Source organism: Saccharothrix longispora (assembly GCF_031455225.1).
In the GTDB taxonomy this organism is placed as follows: domain Bacteria; phylum Actinomycetota; class Actinomycetes; order Mycobacteriales; family Pseudonocardiaceae; genus Actinosynnema; species Actinosynnema longispora.
Map to the genome: position 1 here is coordinate 4,352,648 of NZ_JAVDSG010000001.1, position 19,681 is coordinate 4,372,328.

General features: G+C 74.8%; 19 protein-coding genes. 10 read left to right on the plus strand and 9 right to left on the minus strand.

What is annotated here, in order from left to right; translation table 11 throughout:
• Positions 1-2 precede the first annotated feature (2 nt).
• A complete protein-coding gene (locus J2S66_RS17400; protein ID WP_310308165.1) occupies positions 3-923 on the plus strand; it encodes an ornithine cyclodeaminase family protein in 921 nt (306 codons plus the stop codon).
• Complete coding sequence (gene bla, locus J2S66_RS17405; RefSeq protein ID WP_310308167.1) at positions 920-1,840, plus strand: class A beta-lactamase; 921 nt, start codon at positions 920-922, stop codon at positions 1,838-1,840. The genes J2S66_RS17400 and bla overlap by 4 nt, the downstream gene beginning before the upstream one ends.
• A gap of 6 nt (positions 1,841-1,846) precedes the next feature.
• Here bla and J2S66_RS17410 read toward each other — a convergent pair whose 3' ends face one another.
• The 3 genes from J2S66_RS17410 to J2S66_RS17420 all read right to left on the minus strand — a co-directional run bounded on the left by J2S66_RS17410 (position 1,847) and on the right by J2S66_RS17420 (position 4,523).
• The gene (locus J2S66_RS17410; RefSeq protein ID WP_310308168.1) at positions 1,847-2,629 is read right to left on the minus strand and encodes a DUF899 family protein; all 783 of its coding nucleotides are present in this window, start codon (positions 2,627-2,629) and stop codon (positions 1,847-1,849) included.
• A gap of 89 nt (positions 2,630-2,718) precedes the next feature.
• Positions 2,719-3,363 carry a response regulator gene (locus J2S66_RS17415; RefSeq protein WP_310308169.1) on the minus strand — a complete coding sequence of 215 codons (645 nt, stop codon included), beginning with the start codon at positions 3,361-3,363 and terminating at the stop codon, positions 2,719-2,721.
• The gene (locus tag J2S66_RS17420; protein WP_310314857.1) at positions 3,351-4,523 is read right to left on the minus strand and encodes a sensor histidine kinase; all 1,173 of its coding nucleotides are present in this window, start codon (positions 4,521-4,523) and stop codon (positions 3,351-3,353) included. The genes J2S66_RS17415 and J2S66_RS17420 overlap by 13 nt, the downstream gene beginning before the upstream one ends.
• Before the next feature lie 115 nt (positions 4,524-4,638).
• Here J2S66_RS17420 and J2S66_RS17425 point away from each other — a divergent pair, with 115 nt between their 5' ends.
• Both J2S66_RS17425 and J2S66_RS17430 read left to right on the plus strand, forming a co-directional pair.
• Positions 4,639-5,355 (plus strand): ABC transporter ATP-binding protein, encoded by a 717-nt coding sequence (locus J2S66_RS17425; RefSeq protein ID WP_374726202.1) that lies wholly within the window; start codon positions 4,639-4,641, stop codon positions 5,353-5,355.
• Positions 5,352-7,862, plus strand: coding sequence for an FtsX-like permease family protein (locus tag J2S66_RS17430; protein ID WP_310308170.1), 2,511 nt, complete (start codon positions 5,352-5,354; stop codon positions 7,860-7,862). The genes J2S66_RS17425 and J2S66_RS17430 overlap by 4 nt, the downstream gene beginning before the upstream one ends.
• Positions 7,863-8,257: 395 nt before the next feature.
• On the opposite strand, the gene J2S66_RS17435 is transcribed toward J2S66_RS17430, so the two are convergent.
• Complete coding sequence (locus J2S66_RS17435) at positions 8,258-8,653, minus strand: bacteriophage spanin2 family protein (protein WP_310308171.1); 396 nt, start codon at positions 8,651-8,653, stop codon at positions 8,258-8,260.
• A gap of 307 nt (positions 8,654-8,960) precedes the next feature.
• Positions 8,961-10,415, minus strand: coding sequence for a DHA2 family efflux MFS transporter permease subunit (locus tag J2S66_RS17440; protein WP_310308172.1), 1,455 nt, complete (start codon positions 10,413-10,415; stop codon positions 8,961-8,963).
• A 215-nt stretch (positions 10,416-10,630) separates the two neighbouring features.
• On the opposite strand from J2S66_RS17440, the gene J2S66_RS17445 reads away from it, so the two are divergent.
• Complete coding sequence (locus J2S66_RS17445) at positions 10,631-11,740, plus strand: glycosyltransferase family protein (protein ID WP_310308173.1); 1,110 nt, start codon at positions 10,631-10,633, stop codon at positions 11,738-11,740.
• Complete coding sequence (locus tag J2S66_RS17450) at positions 11,737-12,246, plus strand: GNAT family N-acetyltransferase (RefSeq protein WP_310308174.1); 510 nt, start codon at positions 11,737-11,739, stop codon at positions 12,244-12,246. Before J2S66_RS17445 ends, J2S66_RS17450 begins: the two co-directional genes overlap by 4 nt.
• A gap of 3 nt (positions 12,247-12,249) precedes the next feature.
• Here J2S66_RS17450 and J2S66_RS17455 read toward each other — a convergent pair whose 3' ends face one another.
• Positions 12,250-13,062, minus strand: a complete 813-nt coding sequence (locus J2S66_RS17455; protein ID WP_310308175.1) for a class I SAM-dependent methyltransferase — start codon at positions 13,060-13,062, stop codon at positions 12,250-12,252.
• A 53-nt stretch (positions 13,063-13,115) separates the two neighbouring features.
• On the opposite strand from J2S66_RS17455, the gene J2S66_RS17460 reads away from it, so the two are divergent.
• On the plus strand, positions 13,116-13,712 hold the full coding sequence (locus J2S66_RS17460; protein ID WP_310308176.1) for a TetR/AcrR family transcriptional regulator: 597 nt from the start codon (positions 13,116-13,118) through the stop codon (positions 13,710-13,712).
• Between the two features lie 99 nt (positions 13,713-13,811).
• Here J2S66_RS17460 and J2S66_RS17465 read toward each other — a convergent pair whose 3' ends face one another.
• The 3 genes from J2S66_RS17465 to J2S66_RS17475 all read right to left on the minus strand — a co-directional run bounded on the left by J2S66_RS17465 (position 13,812) and on the right by J2S66_RS17475 (position 17,225).
• Entirely contained in the window at positions 13,812-15,461 is a 1,650-nt protein-coding gene (locus J2S66_RS17465; protein ID WP_310308177.1) for a glucuronyl esterase domain-containing protein, read from the minus strand.
• A gap of 198 nt (positions 15,462-15,659) precedes the next feature.
• Positions 15,660-15,914, minus strand: a complete 255-nt coding sequence (locus J2S66_RS17470) for a hypothetical protein (protein WP_310308178.1) — start codon at positions 15,912-15,914, stop codon at positions 15,660-15,662.
• Positions 15,915-16,319: 405 nt separating this feature from the next.
• Positions 16,320-17,225, minus strand: a complete 906-nt coding sequence (locus tag J2S66_RS17475; RefSeq protein ID WP_310308179.1) for an EamA family transporter — start codon at positions 17,223-17,225, stop codon at positions 16,320-16,322.
• Positions 17,226-17,292: 67 nt separating this feature from the next.
• Between J2S66_RS17475 and J2S66_RS17480 the strand changes: the two genes are divergently transcribed.
• The 3 genes from J2S66_RS17480 (at position 17,293) to J2S66_RS17490 (ending at position 19,630) form a co-directional block, all read left to right on the plus strand.
• Complete coding sequence (locus J2S66_RS17480) at positions 17,293-17,790, plus strand: MarR family winged helix-turn-helix transcriptional regulator (RefSeq protein ID WP_310308180.1); 498 nt, start codon at positions 17,293-17,295, stop codon at positions 17,788-17,790.
• A 166-nt stretch (positions 17,791-17,956) separates the two neighbouring features.
• Complete coding sequence (locus J2S66_RS17485; protein WP_310308181.1) at positions 17,957-18,187, plus strand: acyl carrier protein; 231 nt, start codon at positions 17,957-17,959, stop codon at positions 18,185-18,187.
• Positions 18,188-18,295: 108 nt separating this feature from the next.
• Positions 18,296-19,630: a condensation domain-containing protein gene (locus J2S66_RS17490; RefSeq protein WP_310308182.1), complete on the plus strand. Its 1,335-nt coding sequence runs from the start codon at positions 18,296-18,298 to the stop codon at positions 19,628-19,630.
• Positions 19,631-19,681 lie beyond the last annotated feature (51 nt).

Here is a 19,681-nt window from a genome sequence, read left to right on the forward strand (position 1 = left end):
CCGTGCGCTTCCTCTCCGAGGCCGAGTCCGCGGCCCTGATCGACGAACAGCTCGCCTACGACGCCGTCCGCGCCGCGTTCCTCGCCGCCGCCGGCTCCGCGTCCTTCCCCACCGTGCACGGGCACGGGTCCGACCCGGCCAACCGCTTCACGGTCAAGTCCGCCTCGTCCGCCGACCTGGCGGGCGTCAAGGTCGGCAGCTACTGGCCCGCCAACGACGCCGCGGGCCTGCCGCGCCACAACTCGACCGTGCTGCTGGTCGACCAGGAGACGGGCCGGATCGGTGCGGTGGTCGAGGCCGGGAAGGTCAACGCCTACCGCACCGCCGCGGCGGACGCGGTGGCGGCCGACGCCCTGGCCCGGCCCGACGCGACCACGCTGGCGGTCTTCGGCACCGGGCACCAGGCGCTGTACGAGTGCGCCGCGCTGGCCCGCGTCCGTCCACTGGAGACGGTCCACGTGGTTGCCCGGTCGGTGGAGCGCGGCGAGCGCTTCACCGCCGCGCTGGCCGCCCGCGGCCTGCCCGCCCGGCTCACGCCCGCCCGCGAGGCGTGCCGCGCCGACCTCGTCGTCACCGCGACCACGGCCACCGCCCCGCTGTTCGACGCGGACTGGATCGCGCCCGGCACCCACGTGGCGAGCATGGGTTCCGACGCGCGGGGCAAGCAGGAGCTGCCGCCGGACCTCCTCGCGCGGGCGCGGCTGTTCTGCGACCTGCCGGCGCAGTCGGTCGCCATCGGCGAGTTCCAGCACGTGGCCGACCGGGTCGTGGACGGCTCGCTGCGCGTGACCGCCGTGGGCGACGTGCTGGCCGGGCGCGCCGAGGGACGGCTCTCCCCCGACGACATCACGGTCTTCGACAGCTCCGGCCTGGCGCTCCAGGACCTGCACGTGGCCGCGGCGCTGCTGGCGGTGGCGCCGTGAAGCGGACCGCCGGCGCCGTCCTCGCGCTGGCCGTGCTCACCGGGTGCGCGAGCGGGCCGGCCCCGGTCGAGTCGCCGCCCGCAGCGACCACTACGGCGACCACCACGGCGCCGACCGCGAGCATCGCCACCGCTGTCCCGGACGGCGCGTTCGCCCGGCTGGAGGAGGAGTTCGGCGCCACGCTCGGCGTGTACGCCCTGGACACCGGCACGGGCCGCGAGATCGCCTACCGCGCCGACCACCGGTTCGCCCACGCCTCGACGATCAAGGCCCTCGCCGTGGGGGCCCTGCTGCGGCGCGAGCCGGTCGAGGCGCTCGACGAGGTGGTCACCTACTCGCGGGCCGACGTGGTCCCCCACTCACCGGTCACCGGGGAGCGGGTGGACACCGGCGTCACGCTGCGCGAGGCGGCCGACGCCGCCGTCCGCCTGAGCGACAACACGGCGGCGAACCTCCTGTTCCGCGCGCTGGGCGGCCCGGAGGGCCTGGGTGCGGTGCTGCGCGGGATCGGCGACACCACCACGCACGTGGACCGCGTGGAGACAGGGCTGAACGAGGCGACGCCGGGCGACGTCCGCGACACCAGCACGCCCCGCGCCCTGGCGACCGGCCTGCGCGCTTTCACGCTCGGCGACGCCCTCCCGCCGGACCGGCGGGAGTTCCTCGTGGACCTGCTGCGCCGCAACACCACCGGTGACGACCTGATCCGCGCCGGCCTGCCCGCCGACTGGGTCGTCGGGGACAAGACGGGGTCGGGCGGCTACGGGACGCGCAACGACATCGCCGTCGCCTGGCCGCCCGGTGGCGCGGCCCCCGTCGTGCTCGCGGTCATGTCGACCCGCGGCACGCCGGACGCCGAGCACGACGACGCGCTGATCGCCCGCGCCGCCGCGGTGGTGGCCGGCCACCTCCGGTGAGCGCGGTCAGTGGCAGTCGCCCTCGCGGCCGAGCGTCTCCACGGGGGTCGCGCCGGGGCGGGTCCACTGCGGCACGGGGCGGCTGGTCGGGCCCCAGGTGGCGTTCCCGTCGGCGTCGGCGCGCCAGTACCAGCACGAGCGCTGTCCCTCGGGCCACCCCTCCGGCTTGTCCTCCCACGCCTCACCGCGGCCGTACGGCGTCATGTCGAGCAGGGCGAAGGAGCCGCTGAACGCCTCGTTGCCGCGCGACGTCGTGGAGTAGGTCAGGAACGTGCGGTCGCCGTCGCGCAGGAAGCAGGTGAGGTACCCCATCTCACCGCCGACCGGCTCCGGCACGTCGCGCACCGAGTACCAGGGCGTGGTGTAGCCCATGAACTCGACGTAGGGGGCCACCTCGTCCCACCGGCCCGTGGTCAGGACGGCCGACGCGATGCCCCGGGCGTCGAGGTAGACGGGGTCCTTCAGGTGCCAGGCGGCGTTGGTGCAGCCCTCGCACTGCCCCTGGTGCGGCGCGCCGTCGTGCCACATGTGCTTGTACACCACGAGTTCCTCCCGGCCCCGGAACAGGTCCAGGAACGGGACCGGGCCGTCCGCCCCGACGACCTCGACCGTCCCGTCGAACTCCACCATCGGCAGCCTGCGGCGCGCTGCGGCGATGGCGTCGCCCTCGCGGGTGTGGGCCTTCTCGCGGACCAGCAGCTCGTCGCGGGCGGCCTGCCAGGTGGCGAGGTCCGCGACGGGCGGTCGGCCGGGCAGCGCGGTGGTCGGATCGTCGGACGTGGTCGTCATGGTGTCTCCGGTGTCTCGTGCCGGGCAGCGTCGTACGAGGTCCTACCAGAGGGGTCCGACACGAACCGGCCGACGCGGGGCCGTCGTCGTCACGAGCGCAGGTACGCGAGCACGGCCAGCACGCGCCGGTGGCCGACGTCGTCCGGCGGCAGGTCGAGCTTGGCGAAGATGTTGCGGATGTGCTTGCTCACCGCCGTCTCGGTGACCACGAGCAGCTCGGCGATGGTCTGGTTGGCGCGGCCCTCGGCCATCAGCCCCAGCACCTCGCGCTCGCGCGGGGTCAGCGAGCCGATCGGGTCGCCGGTGCGGCGGCGCACCATCAGCTGCGACACCACCTCCGGGTCCAGCACGGTGCCGCCCGCGACCACCCGGTCCAGCGCGTCCAGGAACGCCGACACCTTGCCCACCCGTTCCTTGAGCAGGTACCCGACGCCCTCGGCGCCGCGGGCCAGCAGGTCGCCCGCGTAGCTGTCCTCCACGTACGCCGACAGCACCAGGATCGGCAGGCCCGGCACGCGGCGACGTGCCTCCACGGCGGCGCGCAACCCCTCGTCGGTGAACGTCGGCGGCAGCCGCACGTCGAGCACGGCGACGTCCGGCCGGTGCTCGTCGACCGCCACGAGCAGGTCGTCCGGGTTGTCCACGGCGGCCACCACGTCGATGCCCTCGCTGCCCAGCAGCAGGACCAGGCCCTCGCGCAGCAGCGCGTCGTCCTCGGCGATCACGACCCGCACGGCAGCTCCACGCGCAGCAGCGTAGGGCCACCGGGCGGGCTGGTGAGCAGCGCGGTCCCGTCGAACGCCTCGACGCGGCGGCGGATGCCCGCGAGCCCGCTGCCCGCGCCCTCGTCGGCGCCGCCCCGGCCGTCGTCGCGGACCTCGACCACGAGCGTCGAGTCGCACGCCAGGTGCACGGAGGCGTGCGACGCGCCGCTGTGCTTGGCCACGTTGGTCAGCGCCTCGGCGATCACGAAGTAGGCCGCCGACTCGACGGCGGTGGGCGCGCGCCGCAGGGCGCTCGCGGTCAGCGTGCACGGCACCGGGCAGGCGGCGACGAGGCCGGCCACCGCGCCGTCGAGACCGCGTTCGGCGAGCACCGGCGGGTAGATGGCGCGCACCACCTCGCGCAGGCCGGCGAGCGCGTCGGTGGCGGCGTCCTGGGCGCGCAGCACGAGCGGCAGGGCGGACGCGGGGTCGCGGCGCAGCGCGCGTTCCACGATGCCCAGGTGCATCGCCACCGCGACGAGCCGGTTCTGCGTGCCGTCGTGCAGGTCGCGCTCGATGCGGCGCAGCTCCGCCCCGTGCGCCTCCAGCGCGGCGGCCCGGCTGGCGGTCAGCTCGGCGACCCGCTGCTCCAGGCCGGTGGCGCCCGGCGGGGTCAGCAGGCGGCGGCCGGTCGCGGCCTGCCACCGCGCCGCCGGCGGCACGAGCAGCAGCGCGAGCAGCAGGTAGCCGACGGCCAGCAGCGGCGACGTCAGCGCGAGGGCCCACGACGTGATCGGGTACAGCGTCACCACCGGCTCGTCGCCGGGCACCGCCCACCAGTAGAGCGGCACGACGGCCGCGCTCAGCGCGGCGAGCGGCAGCAGGACCGCGACGACGCCGAGCACGAACCCGGTGCCCGCGTGCCGCGCGAGCCAGCGCCACTCGCCGGGGGTCGTGTCGTCCCCCGGCTCCGTGACCGGGTGGAGGACCTCCTCCCCGGTGAACCGCGTGATCCTCCGCCGCTCCCGGTCCGCCCAGCGGCGCAGCACCCGCGCGGCCCGGTCGGGACCGGCGGCCGAGGCGACGACCGGGCCCAGGGCCGCCACGGCGCTCGCCGCGCCCGCCCCGGTGAACGCGGCGTCCCGCAGGAGCCGCCGGAGCACCGCCGCGGCCGCGGGGAAGGGGTCCATCACGGTGGGCAGGGTATAGCGGGCTCCACCACGAACCGTGGTCCCCGGGGGATCGTGCGCGGACGTGGCCGGACCTAGCGTCGGTGCCGTGATCGAAACGACAACAGCGCCGGCCATCAGGCTGTCCTCGGTGTCCAAGGTGCACGGGTCGGGCGACGGGGCGGTGACCGCGCTGGACCGGGTCACCGTCGACCTGCCGCGCGGCACGTTCACCGCCGTGATGGGGCCCTCCGGGTCGGGCAAGAGCACGTTCCTGCACTGCGCGGCGGGGCTGGAGAAGCCGACGTCCGGCTCCGTGCTGCTGGGCGGCACGGAGTTGTCCACCATGGACGAGAACGCGCTGACGGCCGTGCGGCGCGAGCGCATCGGCTTCGTCTTCCAGTCCTACAACCTGGTGCCCGCGCTGACCGTGGAGCAGAACATCGCCCTGCCGCTGCTGCTCGGCGCGGCGGAGGCCGACCCGGAGTGGCTGCGGCACGTCGTGGAGCGCGTCGGCCTCGCCGACCGGCTGCACCACCGCCCGCACCAGCTCTCCGGCGGCCAGCAGCAGCGGGTGGCCATCGCCCGCGCGCTGGTCACCCGGCCGGACGCGGTGCTCGCCGACGAGCCGACCGGCGCGCTGGACAGCCGGACCGGCCGGCAGGTGCTCGACCTGCTGCGCGGCGTCGTCGACGGCTTCGGCCAGACCGTGCTGATGGTGACGCACGACCCGGTGGCGGCGTCCTGCGCCGACCAGGTCCTGTTCCTCACCGACGGCAGGCTCGCCGGTTCGCTGCACCGCCCCTCCCCCGAGGCCATCGCGGAGCGCATGACGCAGTTGGGCGAGTGGTGACGGTGCGGCTGTTGGCGATGGCGTCGATCCGGTACCGGCGGGGCGGGTTCGCCGGGGTGTTCGTCGCGGTGCTGTGCGCCTCGGCGCTGCTCACCGCGCTCGGCGTGCTGTTCGAGTCCGGCCTGCGCGCGGGCGTGGAGCCCCAGCGGTACGCGGGCGCGGCGGTGGTGGTGGCGGCGCGGCAGGCGCTGCCGGTGGCGGGCGACCTGGACGTGCCGCTGGCCGAGCGGGTGCCGCTGCCCGCCGACGCGGTGGCGCGCGTGGCGGCCGTGCCCGGCGTGGACCGGGCCGTGGGCGAGGTGTCCGCGCCGGTCGTGCTGCCGGGTGAGCCGGCCGCGCGGGCGTACGGCTGGGGTTCGGCCGCGCTGGCGCCGCTGGAGGTCCGCGAGGGCGTCGCACCGGCGCGCCCGCGTGACGCCGTGCTCGACGCCGCCCTGGCGGACCGGCTCGGCGTGCGCGTCGGCGACCGGCTCCCGGTGGCCCTGGGCGGCGAGCCGCGCGAGTACACGGTGACGGGCGTCGCGGCGGGCGCGGGCGACACCGGCCGGCAGGCCGCGCTGTACGTCACCGACGAGGAGGCGCGGGTGCTGTCCGGTCGCCCGGACCAGGTGGACGTGATCGGCGTGCTCGCCGGCGCCGGCGAGCACGCCGACGGGCTGGCCGCGCGGATCGGGGCGGCGCTGCCCGACCTCGACGTGGAGGTCCACACCGGGGACCGGCGCGCCGACGCGGAGTTCCTGGACGTGGGCCGGGTCCGTGCGGAGCTGGTGGTGCTGTCGCTGTCGTTCGCGGGCACCACGTTGATGATCTCGGTGCTGGTGGTGGCGGGCACGCTGGGCCTGTCGGTCCAGCAGCGCCGCCGGGAGCTGGCGCTGCTGCGCGCGATCGTCGCGACGCCGAGGCAGGTGCACCGCCTGGTCGGGGCGGAGGTCCTGCTGGTGGCCGGCACGGCGGCGGTCCTGGGCGCGCTGCCGGGCATCGGCGTGGCCCACCTGATGCGCGACGCGTTCGCGTCGGCGGGCATGCTGCCGCCGGACTTCGGGCTCGTGACCGGCCCGGTGCCGCCGGTCGCCGCGGTGCTGCTGGTGCTGGTCACGGCACGGGTCGCCGCGTGGGTCGCGGTCCGCCGGGCCGCCTCGGCTCCCCCGGTCGAGGCGTTGCGCGACGCGGCCGTCGAACCGCCCCGGCTGGGTGCGGTCCGCGCGGCGTCCGGGTGGGTGTTCGCCGCGCTGGGCGCGGGCGCGGCCCTGGTGCCGCTGTTCCTGCCCGGTGAGCAGGCGCTCGCGGGCGCGGGTGCGTCGGCGATCTGCCTGGTGGTGGCCGCCGGGCTGCTCGGTCCGCGCCTGGTGACCGGGGCGACCCGGCTGGTGGCCGGCCCGCTGCGGCGGCTGTCCCCGGTCGGCGGCCACCTCGCGGTGGAGGGCGTGCTGGCGAACGCGCGCCGGCTGGCGGCGGTCGTGACGCCGATGGTGCTGGCCGTGGCGATGGCGTCGGTGCAGCTGTTCACGCAGACCACGGTGCGCGCGGCGGCGGCGGAGCAGGCGGCCGGCGGTGTGGTCGCCGACGTGGTGGTGACCGGCCCGGCCGGGTTGGCCCCGGGCGTCACCGAGGCGATCCGGCGGGCGCCCGGCGTCGAGGCGGTGACGCCGGTCGTGCGCGGGCAGGCGTTCGTGCGGCACCTGGCGCTGGGCGAGGAGCAGGTGTCGGCGTACGCCGTGCAGGGCCTGGTCGCCGACGGCCTGGACCGCACGCTGGACCTGCGCACGACGGCGGGCGACCTCGGGCGGTTGACCGGGGACGCGGTGGCCCTGAGCGAGCAGGCGGCCGGGGCGCTCGGGCTGGGCGTCGGCGACCGGGTGGACCTGCTGCTCGGCGACGGCGCGTCCGCGCGGCCGGAGGTCGTCGCGATCTACGGCCGCGGCCTGGGCTTCGGCGACGTGGCGCTGCCGCGCGACGTGCTGGCCGCGCACACCCCGACCGGTTTCGACCACTCGGTGCTCGTGCGCACGGACGGTTCGGGCGCACTGGCCGCCGCGGTGGCCGAGCGCTTCCCCGGCGTCGTCGTGCAGGACCGGGCGGCCCTCGACGCCGCCGGGCAGGAGCAGCGCGACACCCAGTCGTGGATCAGCCTGATCGCCCTGCTGGTGGTGCTCGGCTACCTGGCCATCTCGGTGGTCAACACGCTGGTCATGGCCACCGCCGAGCGGTCGCGCGAGTTCGCCCTGCTGCGCCTGGTCGGCACGAGGCGCCGCCAGGTGGTCCGGATGACCCGCGTGGAGGCCCTGCTGGTGGTCGGCATCGCGATCGTCGTGGGCACCGCCGCGGCCCTGCCGGCGCTGGTCGGGGTGAGCATCGGCCTGACCGGTTCCCCGGTGCCCTCCGCCCCGCCGCTGCTGTACCTGGCGATCACCGGCACCGTGGCGGTCCTGGGCCTGGCGGCGATCGGCGTGCCGACCCGGATGGCCCTGCGCGCCCGCCCGGTGGACGCGATCGGCGCGCGGGACTGAGCCGCGCGGCGGGCACGGGCCCAGGCCGGTCGCCGGTCGCGATCAGCCCGTCGGTCGCCGGCTCCGCGCCGCCCGCCACGCCGCTGGTCGTGCGACCGTCCACGACGGCCTGCCCGGGGCCGCCGGCCTGCCCGGCCCCGGCCCCGGGCAGGCCGGGAGGTGCGGGTCGAGGACGGACGCGCCGCCGGACACCCGGATCGGCACGGTCCCGCGCGGGCTCGGCAGGGTCGGGGTGAGGCGGTGGCTGCCCGCGCCGGCGTCCACGCCCGGGACACCCGGTCCTCCAGGTCGGCCGACCGCACCACCGGCAGGGCCGCCAGGACCGGTGCGAAACCGCGTTCGAGCGTCACGCGGCCGTGGTTTCCGCTCGTGCGGACCGGCGGGCCGGCCCGAGGTCAGGGGGTGCAGGCGGTCGTCAGCGCGGCGACCTGCTGGGCCTTGGTCTCCAGCCACGCGGCGGGTCGCACGACCAGGTCGTCCAGCGTCACGCCGCTCAGCGTGTCGGCGAGCGCGGTGATGGCCTGGTTGACCGTGGTGTCGGCGGCCTGCGACGCCAGGTCGCCGAGCGACGCGGCGGTCTCGTGCGCCTGGTCCACGGCCCGCTCGGGCGACGAGGTGTCGAACGAGGTCGTGGCCCGGGACAGCGCGTCGGCACAGACCTGGACGGCGTTCGCGGTGTTCGCGACGGCGTTGGCGGTGTCGGCGGCCTCCTGCACCGCGCCGCAGGCGGTGAGCGCGGCGACGGCGACGAGACCGGTGACGGCGGTGGCGAGGCGGGTGGAGGTGCGCATGGTCCGTCCTTCCAGGACGTGAGGAGGGGGTTGTCGCTGCGGTGACACCGGCGAACAGGCGGGTCTAGCCGAGAACGACCATGCGCGCACCTCCGGTTCTCGAACGAACCAGAGGTCTCCCCGACCACCGCGAGCGGTGGCGCCGTGACCGAACCGCCATCGAGCGGTCGTAATGACGATCACGGGCTGGGTGGGTACTCCCCTCCGCACCCCCAGGATGGCGAAACCCCGCCCAGCTGTCAAAGAGCGCCCCGTCACACGACGGGGCGCTCCTGACAGCGGGCGGGGGCCGGCGACCGGCGCGACGTCAGACGTGCGCCTCGGTCTCGGGCTTGCCGCCCTTGATCACCAGGGAACCGGCCACCGCCACCAGCGACAGGACCGCCGCGAGCAGGAACGCGCTGTGCATGCCGCCCATCTGTGCGGCGACCTCCCCCTCGCCGGACGCGGCCAGCTCGGCGGCGCCCGCGCTCATCACGCTCACCAGCAGCGCCACGCCGGCCGCGGCGGCCAGCTGCTGGGTGGTGCTGAAGACGGCGCTGCCGTGCGAGTAGAGCCGGGACGGCAGCGCGCCCAGGCCCGCGGAGAACAGCGGCGTGAAGGAGAACGCCAGGCCGAAGCTCAGCGCGAGGTGGAACACCAGGACCATGGCGGGGGCCGTGGCGGCGTCGAACCCGGTCGCGAACCACAGGGACCCGCTGGTCGCGATCGTGCCGACGACGAGCAGGACGCGCGCTCCCACCCGGTCGTAGAGCCGGCCGACGAACGGCGACAGCAGGCCCATCAGCAGACCGCCGGGCAGCAGCAGGAGTCCCGTGGTCAGCGGGCTCAGCAGCAGCACGTTCTGCATGTAGATCGGCAGCACCGTGACGACGCCCAGCAGCAGCCCCATCATCACCATCATCAGGGCGCTGCTCACGGTGAACGTGCGGAACGTGAACGTCCGCAGGTCCAGCAGGGCGCGTTCGCGGCGCTGGAGCGAGACCTGGCGCAGCACGAACGCCGTGATGCCGAGCACGCCCACCGCGAGCGAACCCCACAGCACGGTGGAGGAGCCCTCACCGGAGTGGCCGATGCTGGACAGGCCGTAGACCAGGCCGCCGAACCCGACCACGGACAGCACGACCGACAGCACGTCCATCGGCGCGTCGCTCGACTCGCCGATCGGCGTCACCCGGCGCAGGCCCAGGACCAGCGTCGCCACCGCGATCGGCAGCACCACCCAGAACATCGCGCGCCAGCCGGACAGGTTCAGCACCACGCCGCCCACGGTGGGGCCGATGGCGGGCGCGACGGAGATGACGATCGAGATGTTGCCCATCACGGCGCCGCGGCGGGCCGGCGGCACGAGCGTCATGACGGTCGTCATCAGCAGCGGCAGCATGATCGCGGTGCCGAACGCCTGCACGACGCGCGCCGCCATCAGCACCTCGAAGCCGGGGGCGAGGGCGGCGATCAGCGTGCCCGCGCTGAACAAGCTCATCGCCACGCCGAACAGCACGCGCGTGGGCACCCGCTGGATCAGGTAGCCCGTGATCGGGATGACCACGGCCATGGTGAGCAGGAACCCCGCGGTGAGCCACTGGCCCACCGCCGCGGTCACGTCCAGCTCGACCAGCAGCACGGGCAGCGCCACGCCCATGATCGTCTCGTTGAGGATGACGACGAACGTGGCGACGAGCAGCACGGCGATCACGACGCGGTCGCCGCGACTGAGCGCGGGCGGTGACGCCACGACGTCGGACACACCTGCTGAAGTCATGCGAGATCCCCCAGAACGGATTTCGGGCGCGGAAAAGGGCGACAGCGCCCCGAACATGGGTAACCCTACCGTCGCGGGTTCTATTCCAGGCCCCCATTTCCGACGCCGGTCGCACGTCCCCGGCACGTGCGACCCGGACGTGCGACCGGGGTGCCCCCGCGGCCGGGCGCGGAAATCCGGGTGACCGCCCACGTCGATCGCGGCATCATCACCTCGTGCCCGCCTCGATCCTCGTGAACTTCGTCTACTGCCACCCCGTGGGGCACGCCGTGGAGGCGCTGCACCGCGTCCACGGGTACCGCGCCGCCAACCCCGACGCCCGCCTCGGCGTGGTGCTCAACGCGCACACGCCGGTGGAGCTGACCCGGCTCGCCCCGTTCGTGGACGAGGTGCACTCCGTCCCGGTCGACGTGTTCGACGCCACCGCCGACCACTCGGCCGCGCTGGCCGCCATCCCCGCGGACTGGGACCACGTGCAGGACGACCTGCGGTCGAAGCTGCCCGACCAGATGGCCCTCTTCCCCGGCCTGAACGCCTACTACGAGGCGTCGCGGGCGCACTTCGCGGGCAGCGCGCCCGGCGTGGCCGGGTACGGGCCGGTGCCCTACGCGCGCGGCACGCACTGGACGTTCACCGTGCCCGACGTGCCGCGCCCGGCCGTCCCCCGCATCGCGCTGCTGCCCGGCGGGAGCGCGCCGCGCGCCCTGTACCCCTCGGTGCGGTCGTGGCGCCTGGTCGTGGCGGCGCTGCTGGAACGACACCCCGACGCCGAGTTCGTGCTGTTCGGCAAGGTGCGGGCGGACGACCGCACGGCGACCACGTTCACCCGCGCCGAGCTGGACGCGATCGCCTCCGCCGCGCCGCGCGTGGTCGACGCGGTGGACCTGCCGCTGCTGGAGCAGCTCGCCGCGATCCGGGCCTGCGACGTGCTGGTGTCGCCGCACTCCGGGTTCGGCATGGCGGCGCTGGCGGCCGGCACGCCGTGGCTGGTGATCGGCGGCAACCGGTGGCCGGAGTACTTCTTCAACGGGGTGCCGTTCCACAGCGTGCTGCCCGACGTGACCCGCTTCCCCGCGTACGCGCTGTCCGGGCCCGACCCCGATCCGGTGGAGGACGAGGGGCCGCGGTCGCCGAGCATGTCGTACGAGCGGTTCACCGCCGACCTCGACGAGATCGTGGAGTTCACCTCCAGGCTGATCGCGGGCGAGGTGGCGTTCGAGGACGCGCTGCGCCGCCAGGTGCGGGGGATGCTGCGGCTGCGCGGCGGCGACCCGACGTCGCTGTGGTCGCTGGACGACGTGCACCTGAACGTCCTGGCGCCGTGACCCCGACCGGGCGGACGACGTCCCGGCTGCGCCTGCGGCGCGTGGTGGCGGACGACCTGGCGGCGTTCGTCGCGCTGGAAGCGGCCCTGCGCGCCCGGGAGACCCCGCCGCGCGACCCGCCGGACCCGGCGGAGTCCGCCCGCTACCTCACCGCGTTCACGTCGGTGTGGGACCGCGGGGAGCTGGGTTACTGGGCGATCGGGTTCCGGGACGCCCGGTCCGGGGGCGGCGTCGTCGGGTTCGGCGGCGTGCAGCCGAAGTCCTGGCGGGGCCTGCGCTGCTGGAACCTGTACTACCGCGTCCACCCCGACCTGTGGGGCCTGGGCGTGGCGACCGAGACCGCGCGCGAGGCCGTCGCCGCCGCGCGGGAGGCGCACCCGTCGTGGCCGGTCGTGGTGGAGACCCGCCCGGGCAACGCCGCCGCCGTCGCGGTGGCCGAACGGGTCGGGCTCACCCCGCGCGAACCCGACGGCGGCTGGGCCGTGCTCGTCCTCGACCCGGCCTGACGGTCAGGCCGTCCGCGTCGCCGTGACCACGACGGCGGCGTAGCCCATGGTGAAGGTGCCGCCCAGCGCGTCGAGGGCCTCACCGGTCCCCGCCACCAGGGCGGCGAACGCGTCCGGCGGGACGAGGCCGGCGACGCCCGCGGTGGGCATCTGGTCGAGCCACTCGTCGCGCCGGTAGGGCCTCTCCCAGTCGAACCGCCACCGCTCCGGCTCGTCGAACGCGCCCGTGCCCCGCACCCCGTCCGCCGCCTTGTCGAACAGCAGCGAGTAGCCGGGCAGGGCGGGCGCGGCCCACGGGTTGTGCGGCGAGTCGGGCAGGACCCGGCGGTGCACCTCGTCGAAGGCCGCCGCGACCTCGGGCGGCGGCTGGAAGACGTTCCAGAACAGGGCCAGCCGGCCGCCGGGGCGCAGCACCGCCGCCGCCTTGGCCGCGCCGGCGGCCGGGTCCACCCAGTGCCAGGTCTGACCGGCGACGACGGCGTCGAACGAGCGCCCGGCGGGGTCCCAGTCCTCGAAGGCCGCCACCTCGACGGCCGACCCGCCCCGGCGGGCGAACGCGGCCATCCGGGGGTCGATGTCGACCCCGAGCACCCGGCAGCCGGCCGCCCGGAACTGCCGCGACGCGATGCCGGTGCCGCAGCCGACGTCGAGCACGTCGGGACCGGGGCTCGCGGCGACGACGGCCTCCACCAGCGCGTCGGGGTACCGGGGCCGGGTCCGGTCGTAGCGCTCGGCGTCCACGCCGAAGGACTCGGCGGCCTCCCGGGCCCGGTGCGGTTCGAGGGCGGACGACTGTCCGAACGGCGAAGTGGGCATGTGCCCACTATTAGTGGGCACATGCCCACTCGTCAACCTGTGAGGATGGCGGGGTGCCTACCGGAGTGGCCCTGCGCGACGTGCGGGAGCAACTGTTCGACGCGGCCGAGCGCGTCCTGCTCGACGGCGGCCCCAGCGCGCTGACCAGCCGCGCGGTCACCGCCGAGGCGGGGGTCGCGAAGGGCGTGCTGCACCGGCACTTCGCCGACTTCGACGACTTCCTCGCGGACTTCGTGCTCGACCGCGTCGACCGGTTCGCGCCCCGGGCCGCCGCCCTGCGCGACTCCGCCGGGACCGGTGACGTCGCCGACAACGTCACCGCCGCCCTGACCGACCTGTTCGGGTCGGTCGCGGTCGCCGTGGTCGCACTCGTGACGTTCCGCGACGGCCTGCGCGAACGGTTGCGGCGGGCCTGGCCGGCCGGCGTCCCGGTGCTGACCGAGGCGGCGACGACGATCGGCGCCTACCTGGCCGCCGAACGGGACCTGGGGCGCCTCGCACCCGAGTCCGATGTGGACGTGCTCGCGGCCGTGCTCGTCGGCACCGCGCACCTGCTGCACGCCGACCGGGGCAGCGCCCCGCCGACCACCGAGGCCGTGCACCGGGTCGTGACGACCGTGCTGGCGGGCCGCACCCGCCGACCGGGTTGACTCCGCCGTGCACTGTGGACGGTCGCGCGGTCACGACAGGAACCGCGACGCGGTCCGGTGCGGGACTTGCCGACCCCCCGCACCGGGACCGCGCGCCGGTCACCTCGCGGTGCAGGTGGGCGACATGCCCGCGCCGGAACCGGTCGCCTGGTAGCCGAACTCGGTCGACTGCCCCGCGGCGATGGAGCCGTTGAAGCTCACGTTGGTGAAGTCGACCGCACCGCTGTTGCCGCTGCGGTTGGCGTTCCACGCGTTGGTGATGGTGGCGCCCGAGGGCAGCGTCATCGCGACCGTCCACCCGTTGACCGGCGAAGCGCCGGCCGTGACCCGCACCGTGGCGACGAAACCGCCCGTCCACTGGTTGAGCGACACCGACGCCGTGCACCCGGCTCCGCCCGGCGTCGTCGTGGTCGTCGTGGTCGTGGTCGTCGTGGTCGTCGTGGTGGTGGTGCCGGTGGTGGTGGTTGTGGTTGTGGTGGTGGGGTTGTCGGTGAGGGTGGGGGTGGTCCAGTCGCGCCATTGGGCGAGGTTGGCGGTGGCTTTGGTGTGCATGGTGATGCCGCCGGTGAAGGTGCCGGTGTTGCGGAGGAATTTTCCGATGGCTTGTTGGAGGGGGGTGCGCCATTCGGTGCGGTTGGCGCAGTGGGTGCCGTCGGTGATGTTGGAGTGGTAGAGGAGGTTGTCGGGGGTGCCGAGGGCTTTGTAGACCTCGGCGCCGGCGAGGGCGGCGGCGGCGGCGGAGCGGGGGCCGAGGTTGGTGATGTGGGGGTTGTCCATGACGAGCAGGCCGCGGGGGGCGATCATGGCGACGAGGGAGTGGGTGTCGATGGGGAGGGTGTTGGGGTTGGTGGTGTGGGGGGCGAAGGCGTCGCCGAACCAGGGTTGTTCGCCGTAGGCGCTGGAGAGGGTCTGGCCGCCTTCGGCGTTGACGCCGCGGTAGATCGGGAGGCCGGCGGTGCCGGATTCGATGGGCATGGTGAGGTTGACGCGTTGGTCGAGGACGCCGATGGAGAAGGCGGCTTTGCCGTAGCGGGAGCAGCCGGTGACGCCGAAGGCGTCGCGGCGCAGGACGGTGCCGGTGGATTGTTCGACGACGTCGATGATGCGGCTGGCGCCCCAGGCCCAGGCGGCGAGCAGGCCGGTGGTGCTGGTGTTGCCGTAGAGGGTGTAGAAGGCGCCTTGTTTGTTGGCGCGTCCGGTGCCTTCGCGGCCCACGGTGGTGGGGTCGTAGGTGATGACGGCGGCGCCGGCGGCGCGGATGGTGGCGGTGTCGGCGCCGAAGCCGCCCACGACGAGCACGGCGGGGAAGGGGCCGGTGCCGGTGGGGAGTTGGACGCCGGCGGTGAAGCTCGCGGTGCGGCCGTTGTGGGTGGTGTTGACGGTGATGGCGGTGGTGGTGACGGTGCCGGTGACGCCGGCGGGTCGGGTGGGTTTGTCGCCGTGGACGTGGCGTTCGGTGGCTTCGCGGATTTCGGCGCGGCGGCAGCGCCAGTCGGCTTTGGTGGTGATGCGTTGGCCGTTGAAGCGGGTGAAGGGGTCGGGCAGGCGTGGGGTGGGGGGGAAGGTGGCGGGGAGGGTGACGGGGCAGTCGGTGCCGTCGTCCTCCACCGCGGTGGTGCCGATGTCGTCGGCGGCGCGGGCGGTGGTGGTGCCGGTGGTGAGGGTGGCCGTGCCGAGGACGGTGAGGGCGGCTATCGCGAGCATGGCGATCGCCGAGCGTGTCTTCGCGCGGCCCGAATCGATGATCACCGGTGATCTCCTCCGGGGCGTGGGTGGGGAAGGGATGGCGGTCGGCGGCCCGCACAGCGACGGCCTAAAGTTTCGTGGAGCCTTCCGAAACATGTCAATGCCGCCATTCCCCGCCCGATCTCACATGGCCCTCACCCCAGGTGGGCAGGTGTGGGCCACCCGTCTCAGGTGGCCGGGAACGATCTTCGACAGGCGGTCCTACGGGCGCGGACGCACGCGCGTCCACCGGCGCCCGCCCCGCTCGGCCCTCGGCGTGGTGGCGGCGACGCAGCGCGGGCACAGCGCCACGACCTGCTCGGCGGTCTGCGACAACCACACGGCGTCCGCCCACGGGACGTGCCGGAAGCGGCCGAGCCGGCTGCGGCTGAGCGCCAGCCCGCACAGGGTCTGGTTGGTGCCAGGCGTCCAGGCGTGCACGTCGCCCGACGGCTGCCGGACACCATCCTCGTCCACCCACTGGCTGGATGCGGCGACACACGGCTGGGAACTCACCTCGGCGGTGTACCCGCCAGGACGCCGACGACACGGGACACCCACGAGCGGCGGTGGCAAGGGGCGGCGGCCCTCTCGCGCACGGGCGTCCGTCGTGGCGGCGCAGCACTCGACGACCAGGCGCGGCCCGGACCTCCGCCGGCCGAGCGGGTCGACGCGCTCACCGCGTGGAGCCGGGCCCCGCCCCCGTCCTGTCGTGCGGAACGACCACGCGGCACTACCGGTGTGACGAAGCCCCGCGGCGTGCCGCCGCCCGGCGAGGACGCGGTGCACCCGGTCGCCCGGCCGGTGGACCGCGCGCCGAACGCGCCGCAGGTCCTCTGCAGACAGCGGTGCCGCGGGGTCCTCCGACGAGGTCGTCCGGGACTACCCGGTGGCGGCCGGCGCGCTCCCCCCGCGCCGGCCGCCGCGGACGCGGTGGTCCGCACCGCCGCCCCTCCCCCCGGTCTGCGCCGCGACCAGCGCGGCGAGCACGACCGCGGCGCCGACGAGCTGGGCCGCCGTCAGCTCCTGGTCCAGCGCGAGCCACCCCACCGCAGCGGCCACCACGGGGCTGAGCAGCGTCAGGAACGTGACCTCGGTGGCGGGCAGCAGGCGGATGCCGCGGAACCACAGGGCGTAGGCCAGCACCGCTCCGACGAGGGCGAGGTAGGCGTAGCCCGCGACGTTCTCCCCCGTCACGCGCGGGGGCAGCCCCTCGACGGCGAGCGTGACCGGCAGCAGCAGCACGCCGCCCGCCGCCAACTGCCACCCGGTGGTCGCGAGCACCGGCGCGGGCGGGGTCCAGCGCTTGCCCAGGACGGTGCCGAGCGCCATCACCACCGCGCCGCCCAGCGCCGCCGCGACGCCGAGCCAGTCGAGCGCGGCGTTCGCCCGCAGCACGAGCAGGCTCACCCCCGCCACGCCCGCGACGCCGGCCAGGGCGACGCGCGCGGTCGAGCGCTGCCCGAGGAACAGCGCCGCGAACCCGGCCACCACCAGCGGTTGGACCGCGCCCACGGTGGCCGCCACGCCACCCGGCAGCCGGTAGGCGGCCACGTACAGCAGCGGCAGGAACGCGGCCATGTTCAGCGCGCCGAGCAGCAGCGACCGCCACCACCAGATGCCGACCGGCAGCCGCCGCGTGACGGCGAGCAGCAGCAGGCCGGCGGGCAGCGACCGCAGCAGGGCGGCCAGCAGCGGCCGGTCCGGGGGCAGGTGCTCGGTGGTGACGAAGTAGGTCGTCCCCCAGATCGCCGGCCCCAGCGCCGTCACCACGCGATTGCTTAGCACTAAGACAAAGTAACTCACCACTAAGACATCTGACCGGTGACATACCTCACCACTAAGGTAAGCAGGCGTGGCGGATCACGTGGACCTCGTGCTGGACCAGTGGCGCGCACAGCGCCCCGACCTCGACGTGTCCCCCATGGCGGTGATCGGGCGGTTGTCGCGACTGGCCCGACTCGTCGACGGCCGACTGGGCGCGACGTTCGCCGCGCACGGCCTGGACCGCGCGTCGTTCGACGTGCTGGCCACCCTGCGGCGCAGCGGACCGCCGCACCGCCTCACCCCCACCGGGCTGATGCGCGCGTCCATGGTCACCTCGGGCGCGATCACCCAGCGCCTGGACCGCCTGGAGGCACGCGGCCTGGTCACCCGGGGGCCCAGCGAGGTCGACGGCCGGGGCGTCGTCGTGGAGTTGACCCCGGAGGGGCTGCGCCTGGTGGACGACACCCTGCCCGACCACCTCGCGACGGAGCACGACCTGCTCGGCGCACTGTCCGCGCGGGAGCGGGAGGAGTTGGCGGCGGCGCTGCGGACGGTCCTGGAGTCGCTGGGCGACCTGCGGCCGTGAGCCGCTTGTCGGGAATGCCATTTCACCCCTCAATACAGCACGATAGAGCGCAATAAACCACTCGTTCGTGTGCATTTTTCACCCTTTCAATACACTCGATCACGATCAATGACCTCGGTGGTACCGTTCCGCGCTCGAACAGCGTCCCCTCCCCGAGGAGAATCCCTTGCTCGACGAATTGATCGTCATCCTCACCGACACCGTCGGTGTTCCCGTCGAGGACATCGGTCCGGACACGACGTCGGAACAGGTCGAACTGGACTCGCTGGCGCTGGTGGAGCTGTCCGTGGCACTGGAGGAGAAACTGGGCGTCGCCATCACCGAGCGGGAATTGAAGGACCTGCCGACCGTGGGGGCCATCGCCGAACTCCTCGCGGACCGGACCGGTCGGGCCTGACCCCCTCCCCAACCCCCTCCGACCCCACCCCGGTGAACCCACGTGAAAACGACGGAACTGTCCGATTACCCCATTACCGCCGGCCGACTGCGGGAATGGCGACCGCACGTGCCCGACCTGCCGACCGCGTCGGCACTGGCCCACGACCCGACTCCGCCGTCCTACAACCAGGAGCGGCACCTCCGGGTCGTCACCGCACTGCGGCGCGGTGACACCGGTTTCCCGACCTGGATAGGCATCGCCTTCGACGTGGCGGGCGCGCTGGACGTCGAGGCGTTCCGCAGCGCCCTCCGGACGTGGATCGGGCGGCACGAGACGCTCCGGAGCGGCTTCCACGCGTCGGGCGGCGCTTTCCACCGGTTCACGCTCGACCGCGACACCGTGTCCGTCGTCGACACCGTGCTGGGCGACTTCACCCCGGCCGACGACGTGGCGGCGTACCTCGTGGACCGGCTCACGCACGCCACCGACGCCACCCGCTGGCCCAGCTACGTCGTGGAGACCGTCGAGCGGGCGGCCTCGACCACGGTCATCGCCGCGCTCGACCACTCCAACGCGGACGGCTACTCGATCTTCGCGGTCATCCGGGAGCTGCACGACCTCTACGACGCGGCCGTGCACGGGCGGGCGGACGTCCCGGCCGACACCGGCAGCTACGTGGACTTCAGCCGCGCGGAGCGGATCGCCGCGCACCGGGTCGACCGGCACCACCCGGCCGCGGTGCGGTGGGCGGCGTTCCTCGACGCCTGCGGCGGCGGGCTGCCGACGTTCCCCCTCGACCTGGGGGTCGAGGACGGGGTGTGCGTGCCGCAGGGGCTGACGACCGAGCACCTCCTGGACGCGGCGGGGTCCGCCGCGTTCGAGGCGGCGTGCCGGGCCGGGCGCAGCAGCGTCCTCGCGGGCGTGCTCACCGCGACCGCGATCTCGTGCCACGGGCTCCGGCGGCAGCCGGTCCACCGGTTCATCACCCCGCTGCACACGCGGGTCGCGCCGGAGTGGTCGAGGTCCATGGGCTGGTACGTCGGCGCCGGGCCGGTGGAGATCGCGCTGGACGGGGCGGCGGACTTCCGCGACCTCCTGCCCCGCGCGCAGAAGGCCGCCAGGACCGCCAACCGGGTGGCCCAGACGCCGCTGGTGAAGGTGCTCGAAGTCCTCGACGTGCGGCTGCGCCACTCCCACGACATGTTCTCGTTCGTCTCGTTCCTCGACCTGCGCGACGTCCCCGGCTCCGAGCGGTGGGTGGAGTGGAACGCCCGGACCCTGGTCGGGAAGTCCCACAACAGCAAGACGAGCTTCTGGGTGAACCGCACCCACGAGGACCTGCACGTCACCGCCCGCTACCCCGACACGGCGACCGCCCGCGAGAACGTCGGCCACTTCCTCGGCCGGCTCAAGGCCGTCGTGCGCTCGGTGGCCGAGACCGGCAACCACTCCCTGCCCTGAGGACGCCGGCGCGTCCCGTCCCGAGTGGACGGTCCGTGGGACGGCCGGTCC

What these genes read in the sequence shown, in the direction of transcription:
- J2S66_RS17455 (WP_310308175.1), bottom strand. Translation starts at nt 13,062, where the DNA reads ATGCCCACTTCGCCGTTCGGACAGTCGTCCGCCCTCGAACCGCACCGG.
- J2S66_RS17420 (WP_310314857.1), bottom strand. Translation starts at nt 4,523, where the DNA reads ATGGACCCCTTCCCCGCGGCCGCGGCGGTGCTCCGGCGGCTCCTGCGG.
- J2S66_RS17435 (WP_310308171.1), bottom strand. Translation starts at nt 8,653, where the DNA reads ATGCGCACCTCCACCCGCCTCGCCACCGCCGTCACCGGTCTCGTCGCC.
- J2S66_RS17410 (WP_310308168.1), bottom strand. Translation starts at nt 2,629, where the DNA reads ATGACGACCACGTCCGACGATCCGACCACCGCGCTGCCCGGCCGACCG.
- J2S66_RS17440 (WP_310308172.1), bottom strand. Translation starts at nt 10,415, where the DNA reads ATGACTTCAGCAGGTGTGTCCGACGTCGTGGCGTCACCGCCCGCGCTC.